This is a genomic window from Marinomonas flavescens, from assembly GCF_004352835.1.
GTDB classification, from domain to species: domain Bacteria; phylum Pseudomonadota; class Gammaproteobacteria; order Pseudomonadales; family Marinomonadaceae; genus Marinomonas; species Marinomonas flavescens.
The window spans coordinates 1-13,292 of the sequence record NZ_SJSB01000007.1 but is presented as its reverse complement, the minus strand read 5'-3'; the positions used below and the strand labels follow the sequence as shown (position 1 = coordinate 13,292).

Here is a 13,292-nt window from a genome sequence, read left to right as displayed (position 1 = left end):
CCTGTAGTAACAGGCACCTAGTTGAAGAATAAATCAGTACAGTTGAGAATCGCCTTTTACGACGTCCATTAGCAGTTTGATAAACATGCGATCTGCTTCTGTATGCTCTTCTTGGATTTTAAGTGTAGTCTGATTAGACACTTCTTCGGCAATGCGTTGATAGGCATTGGGTTCACTGATATTTTCTTTTGCGATGCGAACCAACTCTCCTGCTAGTTCTGGATCCATCAACATTTTACGAAAGCAGCGTAGAAATTCATCAATAATACGCTGTTGGTTGAGCTCATTCGCCATGGGTAAAACTCCTAATCAAATTATCTCGTTATAACACCACGAAGTGTGCATCAGAGCAAGTTTTATCCTACAAAATTGAGAGTTTTGGTTGACAGTTTTTGGTCTGATTGCGAGAATGCTAGATCAGTAATTTTCGGCGCTACCCATGCCGAATACGTCCTTATATGTGGGCCATCAGCCCCACCAGTCAGATTTAATTCTGATAAGCACAGATAGAATACGACTAGATTTTCGTTGTATTGTATTTTCCTCGCGAAAAAACGCGGGCAGTGTTAACACTGCGATTTATTGCGTTTGAGTTTTCCTTTGTTTCAGGTTTCCTCATTAGTTTTGCAAACTTCGTTCTATCAACTTTTATCTGCTTAGCGTATGCGGTTACAATGACTGCACAAAACTAGCAGACAGATAAATACTATAGAGGGTAACAAGGTGGAGTTATTATCCGGTGGTGAAATGATCGCCCGCTTTCTCAAAGATGAGGGGGTTGAGTATATCTATGGTTATCCAGGTGGTGCCGTTCTTCATATTTACGATGCCTTGCATCGTCAATCTGATGTAAAGCATATCTTGGTTAGGCATGAGCAAGCTGCAACACACATGGCCGATGGCTATGCACGTGCAACAGGTAAAGCAGGTACCGTTCTTGTGACTTCTGGTCCAGGTGCGACGAACACGGTAACGGGTATTGCAACGGCGTATATGGACTCTATTCCTATGGTCGTGATTTGCGGTCAGGTGCCGAGCTATCTGATTGGTGAAGATGCGTTCCAAGAAACCGATATGATTGGTGTCTCTCGGCCGATTGTGAAACACAGCTTTACGATTAAGCACCCTTCTGAAATTCCAATGGTTCTCAAAAAGGCCTATTACATTGCCAGTACGGGTCGTCCGGGTCCTGTCGTCGTTGATATTCCAAAAAATATGACGATGCCGAGTGAGAAATTTGAGTATAAGTACCCTGAATCAGTGTCTTTACGTTCTTATACGCCACCAGCAAAAGGGCATAGCGGCCAAATTAAAAAAGCCGTTGATTTAATGCTTGCAGCTAAACGCCCCGTTATATACGCCGGCGGTGGTGTTATCTTAGGTGGTGCGTCCGATTTGCTGACAACACTGGCTAAGTCGCTTAATTTTCCAGTGACTAATACCTTGATGGGGCTGGGTTCTTACCCTGGTACTGATCGTCAATTTGTCGGTATGTTAGGCATGCACGGTGCTTATGAAGCAAACATGACAATGCATCATAGTGATTTGATTTTAGCGATAGGGGCGCGTTTTGATGATCGTGTAACGAATGATCCTGATAAATTTTGTCCAAGTGCAAAAATCGTTCATATTGACATTGATCCAGCCGCTATCTCAAAAACGATTCGATCTGATGTGCCAATTGTTGGGCCTGTTGATCAAGTATTAGAAGAAATGCTGTCGCTTATAGAAGGGGCAAGTTCTAATGTAGAGGCGGTAGGTAATTGGTGGAAACAAATAGAAGAGTGGCGTCTTGTTCATGCAGGGCATTACGACACTTCTAGTGAGAAGATCAAACCGCAAGCGGCTGTTGAAGCGTGCTGGCGTGCAACAAAAGGAGATGCTTATGTCGCCTCCGATGTTGGTCAACATCAAATGTTTACCGCGCAATACTATAAATTTGATAAGCCTAACCGTTGGGTTAACTCCGGTGGTCTTGGCACAATGGGATTTGGTTTGCCAGCGGCGATGGGTGTTAAGTTGAGCTTCCCTGAAGAGACGGTTGTATGTGTCACAGGTGAAGGTAGTATTCAGATGAATATTCAAGAACTTTCGACCTGCTTGCAATACGGTTTGCCCGTTAAGATCTTGTGTTTGAATAACGGTTATCTTGGCATGGTTCGTCAGTGGCAAGACATGAACTACGAAGGTCGTTACTCTAGTTCTTATATGGAATCTTTGCCTGACTTTAAATTGTTGATGGATGCATATCGTCACAAATATGTTGAAATTCGCAGTAAAGATGAGCTTGATGCCAAGATGGAAGAAGCTTTTGCAATGAAAGATCAATTGGTCTTCATTAATTGTCATGTGGATCCAGAAGAGCACGTTTATCCGATGCAAGTGCCTCGTGGCTCTATGCGCGATATGTTCTTGAGTAAAACGGAGCGTACCTAACATGAGACATATTATTTCTGTATTAATGGAAAACGAACCTGGTGCTTTGTCACGTGTTGTAGGTTTGTTTTCACAGCGAAACTTTAACATCGAGTCATTAAACGTAGCGGCAACCGATGATGCAACTTTGTCTCGTTTGACCTTGACTACGTTTGGTTCTGATCAGGTGGTAGAGCAAATTACAAAACAGCTTAACAAGCTGATTGATGTCATTAAGCTGGTTGATTTAACGGAAGGCCAGCACATCGAACGTGAATTGATGCTTGTTAAAGTGCGTGCAACAGGTGCTCAACGTGCAGAAGTGAAGCGTACAGTGGATATTTTCCGTGGAAATATCATTGATATGACGCCTTCTATCTACACAGTGCAGATTGTAGGTGAATCCGATAAGTTAGATGGCTTCCTTCAAGCGTTAGGTGGTGCTCATCTTCTTGAGGTTGTTCGTACTGGTGTTTCTGGTGTTGCTCGAGGCGAGAAGACCTTGTCTTTGTGATGTTAGCCATAGAGTGATAAAAAAAGGCTGCGCTTAGGTGTGGCCTTTTTTGTGGAAGACTGATTAACATATGGTGGCAAGGGGATGGGTTTGGATAAAATTAATTGGAAATTACTTACATTGCTTTCGCAAAACGGCCGTTTGACTTATGCCGAGCTGGCGAAATTAGTGCATCTCTCAGCACCCGCTGTTGCGGAGCGTGTACGAAAGTTAGAAGAGTTGGGGGTGATAACTGGGTATGGTGTACAGGTAAACTTAGAAAAAGCCGGTATTCCAATTACTGCTTTAATAGGTTGTCAGGTTTATCGAACCAAGGAGCGGGAGTTTAAGGCGCTTATTATGGAAGTGGATGAGGTGATTGAGTGCTATAACGTGACAGGACCATACGCTTTTATGCTAAAAGTCGGAGTGAAGTCTATGTCTAAACTCGATGCTTTACTTGAGCGTTTAATTGATTTGAGCGATACCAATACCATGATGATAATGTCGCAGCCCGTTGACCGAACCATGCCATTGAATATCGCCCAGCAGGATTAACTCGCCACAGGAGTGGCTTTATTTACTGAAGGTTTGCGAGGCCACTGGCTGATGATCATGCCGAAAAAGATAAGCGCACACCCCATTAACTCTCTTTGTGACAAGGTTTCCTCCATAAATAACCATCCACCGAGAGCAGCAAACACAGCCTCTGTGGATAAAATAAGAGCAGCGGAACTTGGGGCGACATTTTTCTGACCAATGGCTTGCAAAGTGTAAGCGATTGCAGAAGAAGCAATGCCAGCATAAAGCAAGGGTAGCCAACTGTTTTCAATCGCTTGCCAGGAGGGTTGTTCGGTCGTTAATGACATTATCCAAGATAATATAGCGACCACGACCAATTGAACGACAGAAAAGCTAACGATAGGAACCTTTCGTGAATAGAAACCTACAATAAGCACGTGTCCCGCCCAGAAAATAGCGCCTAATAACTCTAGAGAGTCGCCATATTGTATGGATAAATTAGGGCCCACCGTTAATGTGTATAAACCCACTAAGGATAATAATATGCCTATCCATGTTTTACGGCTAATGGTGTGTTTTAAAAATAAACCAATAATGGGGACAAATAGCATATACATAGTAGTGATGAATCCAGCGTTGGCTGTTGTCGTATAAAGTAGGCCTATCTGTTGTAATGTAGCCCCACAAAATAAGACTAAGCCTGTCATTGCGCCTGCTTTTAATGTGAGTCTGAGATCCGAAGCTCTGTGCCTGTCAAAAATATAAACCAGTGGTAGCATCGACAGCGCGGCTAGAGTAAAGCGTGCAGCATTAAAGCTATAAGGGCCTAGGTTCTGCATTCCGATGCTTTGAGCGACAAAAGCGAATCCCCAAATTGCTGCAGTGGTCCATAAAAACAGATGAGAAATAGACATAACTATCCTTTAGTATCTTAGTTTGCTGGAGGAATTTTACGGACCTTACGTTTTTATCAACAGCAGGAAAGAATGGTTTTTTTGCCTTTTTACTTTGAATTTTAAAGTAATATCTTGTTTTTACATTGCTTTATTCGATTGCGTAATAAGTGGTCTGTTTCTAAGGTTTTGGGATTCCATTGCTAGGCTTGGGTGTATATAAATCGCGGCAAGGTGTGTGGTGTTAAGCGCCTTTCTGGCAGCAGAATTTCGAATTTAATAGCAGATAGAAATAAAAAAACGGAGCATGATGCTCCGTTTTTATTAGGCTAATAATCCACTTGCTTGAGCAAGTCTGGCATTAGCTGTGTTCTTTTAAGAATTCTTCGCTCAGGTAAAGCTCTTCGTTAGAGTTTACTTTCACATCACGGTCTAGAATCATTTTTGCAATCGCTTGCGCTTCTTCTAAAGAGTGCATTTCATAAGTGCCACATTGGTATTCGTTTAGTTCTGGAATGTCGGCTTTTGCTTTTACTGTTAGCACATCTTCCATTGCTGCTTTCCAGGACGCTGCCACCACTTCTTCAGAAGGTTGACCAACTAGACTCATATAAAAGCCAGTACGACAGCCCATTGGAGAAATGTCGATAACTTCGACAGTATCGCTGTTCAAATGGTTACGCATAAAACCGGCAAATAAATGCTCTAAAGTATGAATGCCTTTTTCAGATAGGATCTCTTCGTTAGGGACGCAGAAACGAAGGTCAAATACGGTGATAGTATCGCCTTTTGGTGTCGCCATGGATTTTGCAACACGAACGGCTGGTGCGTCCATGCGTGTGTGGTCAACTCGAAAACTGTCTAGTAATGGCATCTGTTGTCTCCTTGTACTATAAAAGCGTTAACGTCTTTTATATATGAATTAATCGGCTCATTGTACATGAATTTCATGTTTCGGAATGAGGTTTTTCTTATTCTTGTAGCACTCAAAGCAAAGGGCAATAGTAAAAATACAGAAAGCAAAAAGCATGCTCATGCCAACGAAAATAGTCATTAGTAAGCAGGTTGCAAAGGCGGTAGCTCCTAACCATTTCTGTTGGTTTGGAAGGAGTTTTAGGGAAGTGAAACAGGTGAGTGTATAGATGAGTAAAAAAGCACCGTTAGTCATTTCTATAAACCAATGTAATGACCAGCCAGAGAAGTGGCCGAGTAAAATAGAGCTCAGTGTCAAACTTGTCACTAGGTAGACAGCGCGCACTGGAGTTCCATGCTTTGATAGTCTTGAAAAGGTTTGAGGTAATGCGCCGTGTGAAGACATGGATTGCACCATGCGTGCAAAACCGAGTAGGTACATTCCAGTGTTGGCAAAAGCGAGTATAAAAGCACCCACTGCAAATAGTCTTTTTGAATTTTCGCCAAAAATGATTCCAACTAAAAGAGCTAATGATTGGCTATTAGTGATCTCATCACCATAAGTATGATGTTGAGTAATTAACAGAACGAGTGCGAGATACAGAGCAATTACAATGCTTATGCCGCCCAATAATGCGATGGGGAAATCTCGGGCTGGGTTTTTGAATTCAGCGCCCATATGAGCCATTACTTCAATACCGATGAAGCACCAAAAAATAGTACCAACGGCAAGGAAGGTCGTTTGCCATTCTGTCCATGATGTAGGCATTTCGATATTTTCGGTTGCTCCACCAATGTTGCCCTTCCATGATAAAAGGAGAATGACGACGATTAGCCCAATGACCACAATAAATTGAAAGTGCGAGGAATTTTTTATTCCAGCTAATGCGTAAAAAGCGGTCGCTAAAATTGTGATTATGCTGAGTATAAAAACATAATTTTGCGAAAGGTTAAGCGCAACAGCAAGATAAGCGGCTGCTATTTTTACCGCTACAGCTGGGCCAACCAATAAAATACTAAGAAAGAGCCAGCCAACGGCCTTTTCAGCGCTCTTCCCAAATGCTCTTCCAATGTAATGAGAAGCACCTCCCGCAGAAGGGAAGCGGCTACCTAAAAGTGCAAAGACAAACGCTACTGGGAGTATAATGGCGGTGGTAATGAGCCAGGCATAAATCGCAAAATTACTGGATTGGCTAACAGATAAAGCGGGCAGTAACATTAGCCCAGTGCCGACAAAGGTAGTGACTGTCATTGCTATGCCTTGTATAGGTCCTAATGTACGCTGGTATTCCATTGAGTTAATCCTGATAATGTGGGCCAATTTTGGATAGAATACGATATTCTGTTGTTGTGCATACCTAGCACAATGAGGTTTTAGGCTGTCAAAGTGCTTGTTGTAAGCGCAATCTGTGGCGCTTTTATGTAATTAAGAAGGCAATATGCAACTGGATAAATACGATAAAAAAATAGCCGCATTATTAGTGGAAGATGCACGGCAGTCTGTTTCTGACATCGCACGCAAGGTGAACCTTTCTAGATCTGCTGTAACGGACAGAATAAAACGTATGGAAGAGAAAGGCTATATTACGGGTTACCATGCCCATATTGCTCATAACACTGAGCAGGCAGTAAGTGCGTATTTTGCAGTTACCTTTCGACCGTTATCTTGTGAATTAATACAACCATATATCAACGCTGTTCCAGAGATAAAACTTGCCCATTCAATTAGCGGTGATGTCGATCTACTGTTACTGGTTGATGCGCCTAGTATGTCTAGATTAAGTGAAATTCGTGGTGCTATGGATCAATGGCCAAATCTAGAAAAGATTGTCACTCATATGTGCTTATCCTCTCGACTCGAGCGCTTTTGATAATTATTAATGGATGATAAAACATCTTAAATAGCCTGAAAATTTATTGTTTTGAAAGTGAGGTTCCGCTCTGAGTGAATTAAATCTAAAGGAAAAATGGTTGAAGCAAAGGCGCTCAAATGATGATTTGTTTGTCTTAGCCATACTCGGTGCTGTATGTGGTTTGCTTGCTGCTTTGGTAATGGCTTTGCTGTATTGGTTGATTGTTACATCAAGTCATTTTTTTATGGCTGGTGGTGGTGAAGCATTTGAAAGTTTGGCAGTGTGGCAGCGTGCCACTATCCCTGTGGTCGCCTGCTTTATTCTTGCGACCATTTTTACTGTATTGCCCGCTAAAATAAATAATGTGGGTATTCCTTTTGTTGTTGAGCGTTTGAATTATCACCAAGGCGTGCTGCCTTTTGCAAATGCGGTAACACAATTCTTTACTGCTGCGATTAGCTTGGTTGGCGGTTTGTCTATTGGTAAAGAAGGTCCTGCCGTTCATCTTGGGGCTACTTTCGGAAGTTATCTTGCTCAAAAAGCCCGCTTACCTCAGTACGGTGTTGAAACTTTGTTGGCCTGTGGGGTTTCTGGTGCGATTGCCGCCGCATTTCAAACGCCTTTGGCAGGGGTTTTGTTTGCTTTTGAAGTGATTTTTATTGAATACCGTATGGGGATTGTACTGCCGGTTGTTATGTCTTCTGTTGTTGGCATGCTGGTGAGTGAGTTTTTGTTGGGCCGTATTGAAGTTTTTGATATTGCCAAATTATCAACGGCGCAATTTACACCAGAGTTTTTCTTGGCCTGCCTCGCTTTAGTTCTCTTCATTGTAATGCTTGCTTTTCTTTTTCTGAAAGTACAAAAAGTATTGTGGAGCCTAGGAAGTCTTTCCGTATGGTGGCGCTTTGCTTTGGTTGCGCTGGCTACTTCTATTGCCGCTATTTATGTGCCGGAAGCGTTGGGTGGTGGCTATGACTCGATTGTTTCACTTTTATCAGGACAGGTGCTTGTAAGTTCACTGCTTGTAATCATCGTTGTAAAAACGCTGCTAACATCTGCGTCTATTGGTTTAGGTATTCCCGGAGGCATGATTGGACCTACCTTTGTTATAGGTGGCTTGGCTGGCGCTCAGGTGGCTTTCCTTTTCAATAGCTCTCTGACCTATGAACATGAAATGACGCTGTTTATCTTATTAGGTATGTCAGCGATGATGGCGGTTTGTTTTCAGGCGCCACTGACTGCTCTGATCGCCATTATTGAAATGACGCACACTTCTGAAGTTATTGTTCCTGCGATGTTAGTTATTGTTTTGTCGTGTTTGATTATGAGGTTATTCAAACAAGATTCTGCGTTTGTTCAGCGTTTGCGTTTTTCTGGGTTATCTTCGTCACCAAGTCCTTTTCAGCGTTACTTGCGACATCATACGGTACAATCCGTGGCGGAACCTGTGACCATTGTTCCTGCTCATGCTTCTATGGAGCGACTAAAGGATCTTGGTTCAAGTATGGTAGAATACGTGGCTTTTCAATCTGAGGATCGTTGGTTGTTAGCGCGTCGGGAATCTGTGTTAGACGCACTGCAATCTATTAATTTTGGTCCTCCACCATGGCTAGTTGTCGATGATGATCGGGTATTAATGGATTTGTTGAAAGCATTAGATTGTGAGCAATCCCCTTTTATTTCTGAGCCTGCCTCATTAGAAGATATGTTAGCTTGGTTTCAAATATCGGGCAGTTCGGATGTGTTGGTGGATCTCAAGAGGGCAGGTAAAATATGTTTAGTATCTCGTCGTCGGTTAGATCAATTTTTATTAAAGGATAGTTGATTATGTTGTGGATAAAAGCGTTCCATGTGATTTCTTTAGTGTGTTGGTTTGCAGCACTTTTTTATCTTCCTAGGTTGTTTGTTTATCATGCAAGCAGCACAGACCAAGCGAGTATTGAGCGTTTTAAAATCATGGAGCGCAAATTATATCGGGGTATTATGACCCCCGCAGCGGTTGCGACAATTGTTTTCGGTGTTTGGTTGGTAACTTACAATCCCTCTTATTATATGGGAGCGGCATGGTTTCACGCTAAAATCACCTTAGTTATTATTTTATTAGGTTACCATCATGCCTGTGGGCGTTTGTTGAAAAAGTTCGCCGCAGATCAAAATACACGAGGGCATGTTTTTTATCGTTGGTTTAACGAATTCCCAGTCATCATTCTCATCGCTATTGTTATTTTAGTGATTGTTAAACCTTTTTAACTTTGATTTGTAGAGTCGAGATATATTATGAGTCGTTCAGAAGATTTATACGCAAGAGCACAGCACCGTATTCCTGGTGGCGTTAACTCCCCAGTAAGAGCATTTAATGGTGTCGGTGGAACTCCTGTCTTTTTTCATAAAGGAGAAGGAGCTTACCTTTTTGATGAAGATAAAAAGCGCTATATAGATTATGTCGGATCATGGGGGCCTATGATTTTAGGTCACTCGCATCCAGATGTTCTAGATGCCGTGCGCGCGCAATTAGAGCTAGGTTTAAGCTTTGGTGCGCCAACAGAAGTTGAAATCACCATGGCTGAAAAGGTCTGTGAACTGGTTCCTTCTATGGACATGGTTCGTATGGTGAACTCAGGTACTGAAGCCACCATGAGTGCGATTCGTTTGGCACGTGGTTATACCGGTCGCGATAAAATCGTCAAATTTGAAGGTTGTTATCATGGTCATTCAGACTCTTTGTTGGTAAAAGCTGGCTCAGGCGCATTGACCTTGGGTGTGCCAAATTCACCAGGTGTGCCAGCCGATTTAGCAAAACTTACGCTTACCTTGCAATACAATAATATCGAAGAAGTGAAGCAGTGCTTTGCAGAGTTGGGCGATCAAATTGCTTGTATTATTGTCGAGCCAATTGCCGGCAATATGAACTGTGTTCCACCCGTTGCAGGGTTCTTGGAGGCACTTCGAGAGGTTTGTGATGAATCCGGCGCTGTGCTTATCTTTGATGAGGTAATGACAGGCTTTCGAGTGGCGCTAGGTGGTGCTCAAGAACGCTTTTCCATTACACCAGATTTAACCACATTAGGGAAAATTATTGGTGCAGGCATGCCTGTTGGTGCCTTTGGTGGTAAGCGAGAGATTATGTCGCATATTTCTCCTTTAGGTCCTGTGTATCAAGCGGGAACATTGTCTGGTAATCCGGTAGCTATGGTGGCCGGTCTTGCGGTATTGAATAAAATTAGTGAGCCAGGCTTTCATAAAACGCTAGGGGAAAAAGCCAATCGCTTAGTGACTGGTTTAAAGGCCGCTGCAGATGAAGTCGGTGTTCCTTTTTGTGTGGTAAATGAAGGGGGGATGTTCGGTTTCTTCTTTACGGATGCAGAGAAAGTGACGTGTTTCGCCGATGTGCAAAAGTGTGATATTGAACGTTTTGGTGCTTTTTTCCATCATATGTTGAAAGAAGGGGTGTATTTTGCGCCTGCGGCTTTTGAAGCAGGCTTTGTTTCTCAAGCGCATACAGAAGATGATATCGACTTTACTATTGAGGCTGCGAAACGTTCATTCGCAAAGTTACTATAATGAAGAAAAAGATTGAAAAGGTATTTGATATGCCCGTAGAAGAGACGGAAAAAAGCCCTATAGAAGGGATGGGCGAGGATATGGATGACGCGGTGGATGGTGAGCAAAAACAGCCACATCGAGGCGTATATTTGTTGCCGAACCTGTTTACGACAGCAGCCTTATTTTCTGGTTTCTATTCTATTATCGCTGCAATGAATGATGATTTTACTCATGCTGCGGTAGCGATTTTTATCTCGATGGTGTTTGACGGATTAGATGGACGAGTGGCTCGTTTAACACGAACGCAAAGTGCATTTGGTGCGGAATACGATTCGCTTGCAGACATGGTGTCTTTCGGTATCGCGCCTGCCTTAGTTGCTTTTACTTGGGCCTTGGCACCATTAGGTAAAGTTGGCTGGATTGCTGCTTTCATTTACGCCGTTGGTGCGGCATTACGTTTAGCTCGCTTTAATACCATGATAGGTATTGAAGACAAGCGTTACTTTACTGGGTTACCTAGCCCTGCAGCGGCAGCGATTGTTGCGAGTGTTATTTGGGCGGCCAATGACAGTGGTGTAACAGGAGCAAGTCTTGCTACTGTGATGGCGTTATTGGTTCCTATCACCGGTTTGTTGATGGTGAGTAATGTTAAGTTTCGCAGCTTTAAAGATTTAGACGTAAAAGGCCGGGTACCTTTTGTTGTGTTACTTATTGCTGTGTTAGTTTTAGTCTTCGTTGCTCTAGAGCCAGCCATTGTGCTGATGGGCGTCTTTTGCCTTTATGGACTTTGGGGGTTGCTTGGGATTGTGTCTGAGCGATTCCGTTAGTTACTAGTCGGCGTATCGAAAGGTCCAGTTTGTGCAATAAACTGGGCCTTTTTGCGTTTTTAGGAACTAGTTCACAAGAGGGAAGTCTATTTTTCATTATTAGAGGAGCTTAGCGATGTTGATTAAAAATAAGAAACGATCTGATTGTTCGGAATCAGATGTCACCCCTAAATCTATCTACCTGAACCGCCGCCAATTTATGAAAGTCTCTGGTGGTGTTGCGCTTGGAGTAGGCGCTGGTAATGTATTTGCAGCGCTGCAGAGTGGAAATTCTCTAGTGCCTCCAGCGCCGCTGAAAGAAGCGTTTAGTCAAATTATCCAAACTCCATATGGTAAGAATGAAACTCCAGCGCCTTACGATGTCGCAACAACTTATAATAATTTTTACGAGTTTGGTTACGGAAAAGGAGACCCCGCTGAGCGTGCGGGTAACTTTAAGACTCGACCTTGGACAATTACTGTTGAGGGAGAAGCAGAAAATACCGGAACGTTTGATTTAGACGACATCATTAAAAGCTCTGCACTTGAAGAGCGAATTTATCGACATCGTTGCGTTGAAGCATGGTCGATGGTTATTCCTTGGGTTGGAGTGTCGTTGGGTGATGTGTTAAAGCGCTTTAAGCCAACCTCAAAAGCCAAATATGTATATTTCGAAACTCTTTATGATCCTGCGCAAATGCCAGGACAAAATGGTGGCAGTTTAGATTGGCCTTATCGGGAAGGGTTAAGGATCGATGAGGCGATGAACTCCTTAGCAATGTTTGCTGTAGGTATGTACGGAAGTGTTTTGCCCAATCAAAATGGTGCTCCCGTAAGATTGGTTCTACCATGGAAATACGGTTTTAAAGGTATCAAATCGATTGTCAAAATACGCTTTGTTGAAACTATGCCGCAAACCACGTGGAGTTCGTTGGCGGCCAGTGAGTATGGGTTCTATGCAAATGTGAATCCGAATGTAGATCATCCTCGCTGGTCTCAAGGTCAAGAGCGTCGCTTGCCAGGTGGCTTGCTGTTTCCTAATGTGATCGATACACAAATGTTCAATGGTTATGAAGATGAAGTTGCCAGCTTATATTCTGGGATGGATTTGAAGAGGTTCTTTTAGCGTGACTACTTTTTGGGATCGAAAAGAAAAGCCGATTGTTGCCTTGGTATTTACGTTGCCGTTTGTTTGGATGTTTGTTTCCTTGCTGATGGGGCGATACTTTCCTGATCCTGGAAAATTACTGATGCCATTAAGCGGTTCTTGGGCTGGTGTGTGCGTTGTCTCAGTATTAGCATTGACGCCATTGGTAAAAATCAAAGCGCTAAAGGTATTATCTCGTTATCGTCGTTTTGTAGGGCTAACTGCTTTCTTTTATACGCTGCTACACCTAATTATTTATCTCGTATTATTTGCGGGGCTAAGTTGGTCTTGGATTAGCTCAGATCTCATTGATAAACCTTATATTTATGCTGGTGTGCTGGCGCTTTTGATCTTCTTCTTATTGGCTATTACCAGTACTAAAAAAATGATGCGTCGGTTAGGGCGTAATTGGAAAAAACTACATCGCTTTATTTATCTGGCTGCGCTAGCCGTGATAGCTCATCTATGGTGGCAAGTAAAAAGTGATGCATCAACAGCGCTTTGGTTCACGGTATTTTTGGTTCCTTTGCTGGCTGTTCGATGGGATCAATTTCCACTGATAAAGCGTCTTTTCAAAAAAAGCTAAGAAACTTTAAAAAAGCCCTTGCGCTAGAATTTTTACGATGTATTATACGCACCCACTGACACGGACAACGACGCAAACAACAGTTTGCAACTTAGCTTGCTAAGTAAGTCGACCGACACGTC

14 protein-coding genes are annotated in these 13,292 nt (G+C 42.8%); 10 read left to right on the top strand and 4 right to left on the bottom strand.

Annotation, left to right across the window (positions count from 1 at the left end; all coding sequences use genetic code 11):
* Window positions 1–33: 33 nt before the first annotated feature.
* Complete coding sequence (locus E0D70_RS08695; RefSeq protein ID WP_133011887.1) at window positions 34–294, bottom strand: hypothetical protein; 261 nt, start codon at window positions 292–294, stop codon at window positions 34–36.
* Between the two features lie 429 nt (window positions 295–723).
* Between E0D70_RS08695 and E0D70_RS08690 the strand changes: the two genes are divergently transcribed.
* The 3 genes from E0D70_RS08690 (at window position 724) to E0D70_RS08680 (ending at window position 3,466) form a co-directional block, all read left to right on the top strand.
* A complete protein-coding gene (locus E0D70_RS08690) occupies window positions 724–2,436 on the top strand; it encodes an acetolactate synthase 3 large subunit (protein WP_133011886.1) in 1,713 nt (570 codons plus the stop codon).
* A 1-nt stretch (window position 2,437) separates the two neighbouring features.
* The gene (ilvN, locus tag E0D70_RS08685; RefSeq protein ID WP_133011885.1) at window positions 2,438–2,929 is read left to right on the top strand and encodes an acetolactate synthase small subunit; all 492 of its coding nucleotides are present in this window, start codon (window positions 2,438–2,440) and stop codon (window positions 2,927–2,929) included.
* 90 nt (window positions 2,930–3,019) lie between these two features.
* Window positions 3,020–3,466: an Lrp/AsnC family transcriptional regulator gene (locus E0D70_RS08680; RefSeq protein WP_133011884.1), complete on the top strand. Its 447-nt coding sequence runs from the start codon at window positions 3,020–3,022 to the stop codon at window positions 3,464–3,466.
* Here E0D70_RS08680 and E0D70_RS08675 read toward each other — a convergent pair.
* The 3 genes from E0D70_RS08675 to yjeH form a co-directional block, all read right to left on the bottom strand.
* Entirely contained in the window at window positions 3,463–4,344 is an 882-nt protein-coding gene (locus tag E0D70_RS08675) for a DMT family transporter (RefSeq protein WP_133011883.1), read from the bottom strand. The genes E0D70_RS08680 and E0D70_RS08675 overlap by 4 nt on opposite strands.
* Before the next feature lie 340 nt (window positions 4,345–4,684).
* Window positions 4,685–5,197 (bottom strand): S-ribosylhomocysteine lyase, encoded by a 513-nt coding sequence (luxS, locus tag E0D70_RS08670; protein ID WP_133011882.1) that lies wholly within the window; start codon window positions 5,195–5,197, stop codon window positions 4,685–4,687.
* 57 nt (window positions 5,198–5,254) lie between these two features.
* Window positions 5,255–6,529 (bottom strand): L-methionine/branched-chain amino acid transporter, encoded by a 1,275-nt coding sequence (gene yjeH, locus E0D70_RS08665; protein WP_133011881.1) that lies wholly within the window; start codon window positions 6,527–6,529, stop codon window positions 5,255–5,257.
* 145 nt (window positions 6,530–6,674) lie between these two features.
* On the opposite strand from yjeH, the gene E0D70_RS08660 reads away from it, so the two are divergent.
* The 7 genes from E0D70_RS08660 (at window position 6,675) to E0D70_RS08630 (ending at window position 13,170) form a co-directional block, all read left to right on the top strand.
* On the top strand, window positions 6,675–7,106 hold the full coding sequence (locus tag E0D70_RS08660) for an Lrp/AsnC family transcriptional regulator (protein WP_133011880.1): 432 nt from the start codon (window positions 6,675–6,677) through the stop codon (window positions 7,104–7,106).
* Window positions 7,107–7,206: 100 nt separating this feature from the next.
* Window positions 7,207–8,913: a chloride channel protein gene (locus E0D70_RS08655; protein ID WP_240537049.1), complete on the top strand. Its 1,707-nt coding sequence runs from the start codon at window positions 7,207–7,209 to the stop codon at window positions 8,911–8,913.
* Window positions 8,914–8,915: 2 nt separating this feature from the next.
* The gene (gene hemJ / locus E0D70_RS08650) at window positions 8,916–9,338 is read left to right on the top strand and encodes a protoporphyrinogen oxidase HemJ (RefSeq protein WP_240537047.1); all 423 of its coding nucleotides are present in this window, start codon (window positions 8,916–8,918) and stop codon (window positions 9,336–9,338) included.
* A 27-nt stretch (window positions 9,339–9,365) separates the two neighbouring features.
* Complete coding sequence (hemL, locus tag E0D70_RS08645) at window positions 9,366–10,649, top strand: glutamate-1-semialdehyde 2,1-aminomutase (RefSeq protein ID WP_133011877.1); 1,284 nt, start codon at window positions 9,366–9,368, stop codon at window positions 10,647–10,649.
* Window positions 10,650–10,717: 68 nt separating this feature from the next.
* The gene (gene pssA, locus E0D70_RS08640; protein ID WP_420813333.1) at window positions 10,718–11,458 is read left to right on the top strand and encodes a CDP-diacylglycerol--serine O-phosphatidyltransferase; all 741 of its coding nucleotides are present in this window, start codon (window positions 10,718–10,720) and stop codon (window positions 11,456–11,458) included.
* A 115-nt stretch (window positions 11,459–11,573) separates the two neighbouring features.
* Window positions 11,574–12,563: a protein-methionine-sulfoxide reductase catalytic subunit MsrP gene (gene msrP, locus E0D70_RS08635; RefSeq protein ID WP_133011876.1), complete on the top strand. Its 990-nt coding sequence runs from the start codon at window positions 11,574–11,576 to the stop codon at window positions 12,561–12,563.
* Window position 12,564: 1 nt separating this feature from the next.
* Window positions 12,565–13,170, top strand: a complete 606-nt coding sequence (locus tag E0D70_RS08630; RefSeq protein WP_240537045.1) for a protein-methionine-sulfoxide reductase heme-binding subunit MsrQ — start codon at window positions 12,565–12,567, stop codon at window positions 13,168–13,170.
* Window positions 13,171–13,292: the final 122 nt, after the last annotated feature.

Bases quoted from the DNA above. Each gene is read 5' to 3' on its own strand.
- E0D70_RS08695 (WP_133011887.1), bottom strand. From the start codon at position 294: ATGGCGAATGAGCTCAACCAACAGCGTATTATTGATGAATTTCTACGC.
- ilvN (WP_133011885.1), top strand. From the start codon at position 2,438: ATGAGACATATTATTTCTGTATTAATGGAAAACGAACCTGGTGCTTTG.
- E0D70_RS08675 (WP_133011883.1), bottom strand. From the start codon at position 4,344: ATGTCTATTTCTCATCTGTTTTTATGGACCACTGCAGCAATTTGGGGA.
- luxS (WP_133011882.1), bottom strand. From the start codon at position 5,197: ATGCCATTACTAGACAGTTTTCGAGTTGACCACACACGCATGGACGCA.
- yjeH (WP_133011881.1), bottom strand. From the start codon at position 6,529: ATGGAATACCAGCGTACATTAGGACCTATACAAGGCATAGCAATGACA.
- E0D70_RS08660 (WP_133011880.1), top strand. From the start codon at position 6,675: ATGCAACTGGATAAATACGATAAAAAAATAGCCGCATTATTAGTGGAA.
- hemJ (WP_240537047.1), top strand. From the start codon at position 8,916: ATGTTGTGGATAAAAGCGTTCCATGTGATTTCTTTAGTGTGTTGGTTT.
- hemL (WP_133011877.1), top strand. From the start codon at position 9,366: ATGAGTCGTTCAGAAGATTTATACGCAAGAGCACAGCACCGTATTCCT.
- pssA (WP_420813333.1), top strand. From the start codon at position 10,718: ATGGGCGAGGATATGGATGACGCGGTGGATGGTGAGCAAAAACAGCCA.
- msrP (WP_133011876.1), top strand. From the start codon at position 11,574: ATGTTGATTAAAAATAAGAAACGATCTGATTGTTCGGAATCAGATGTC.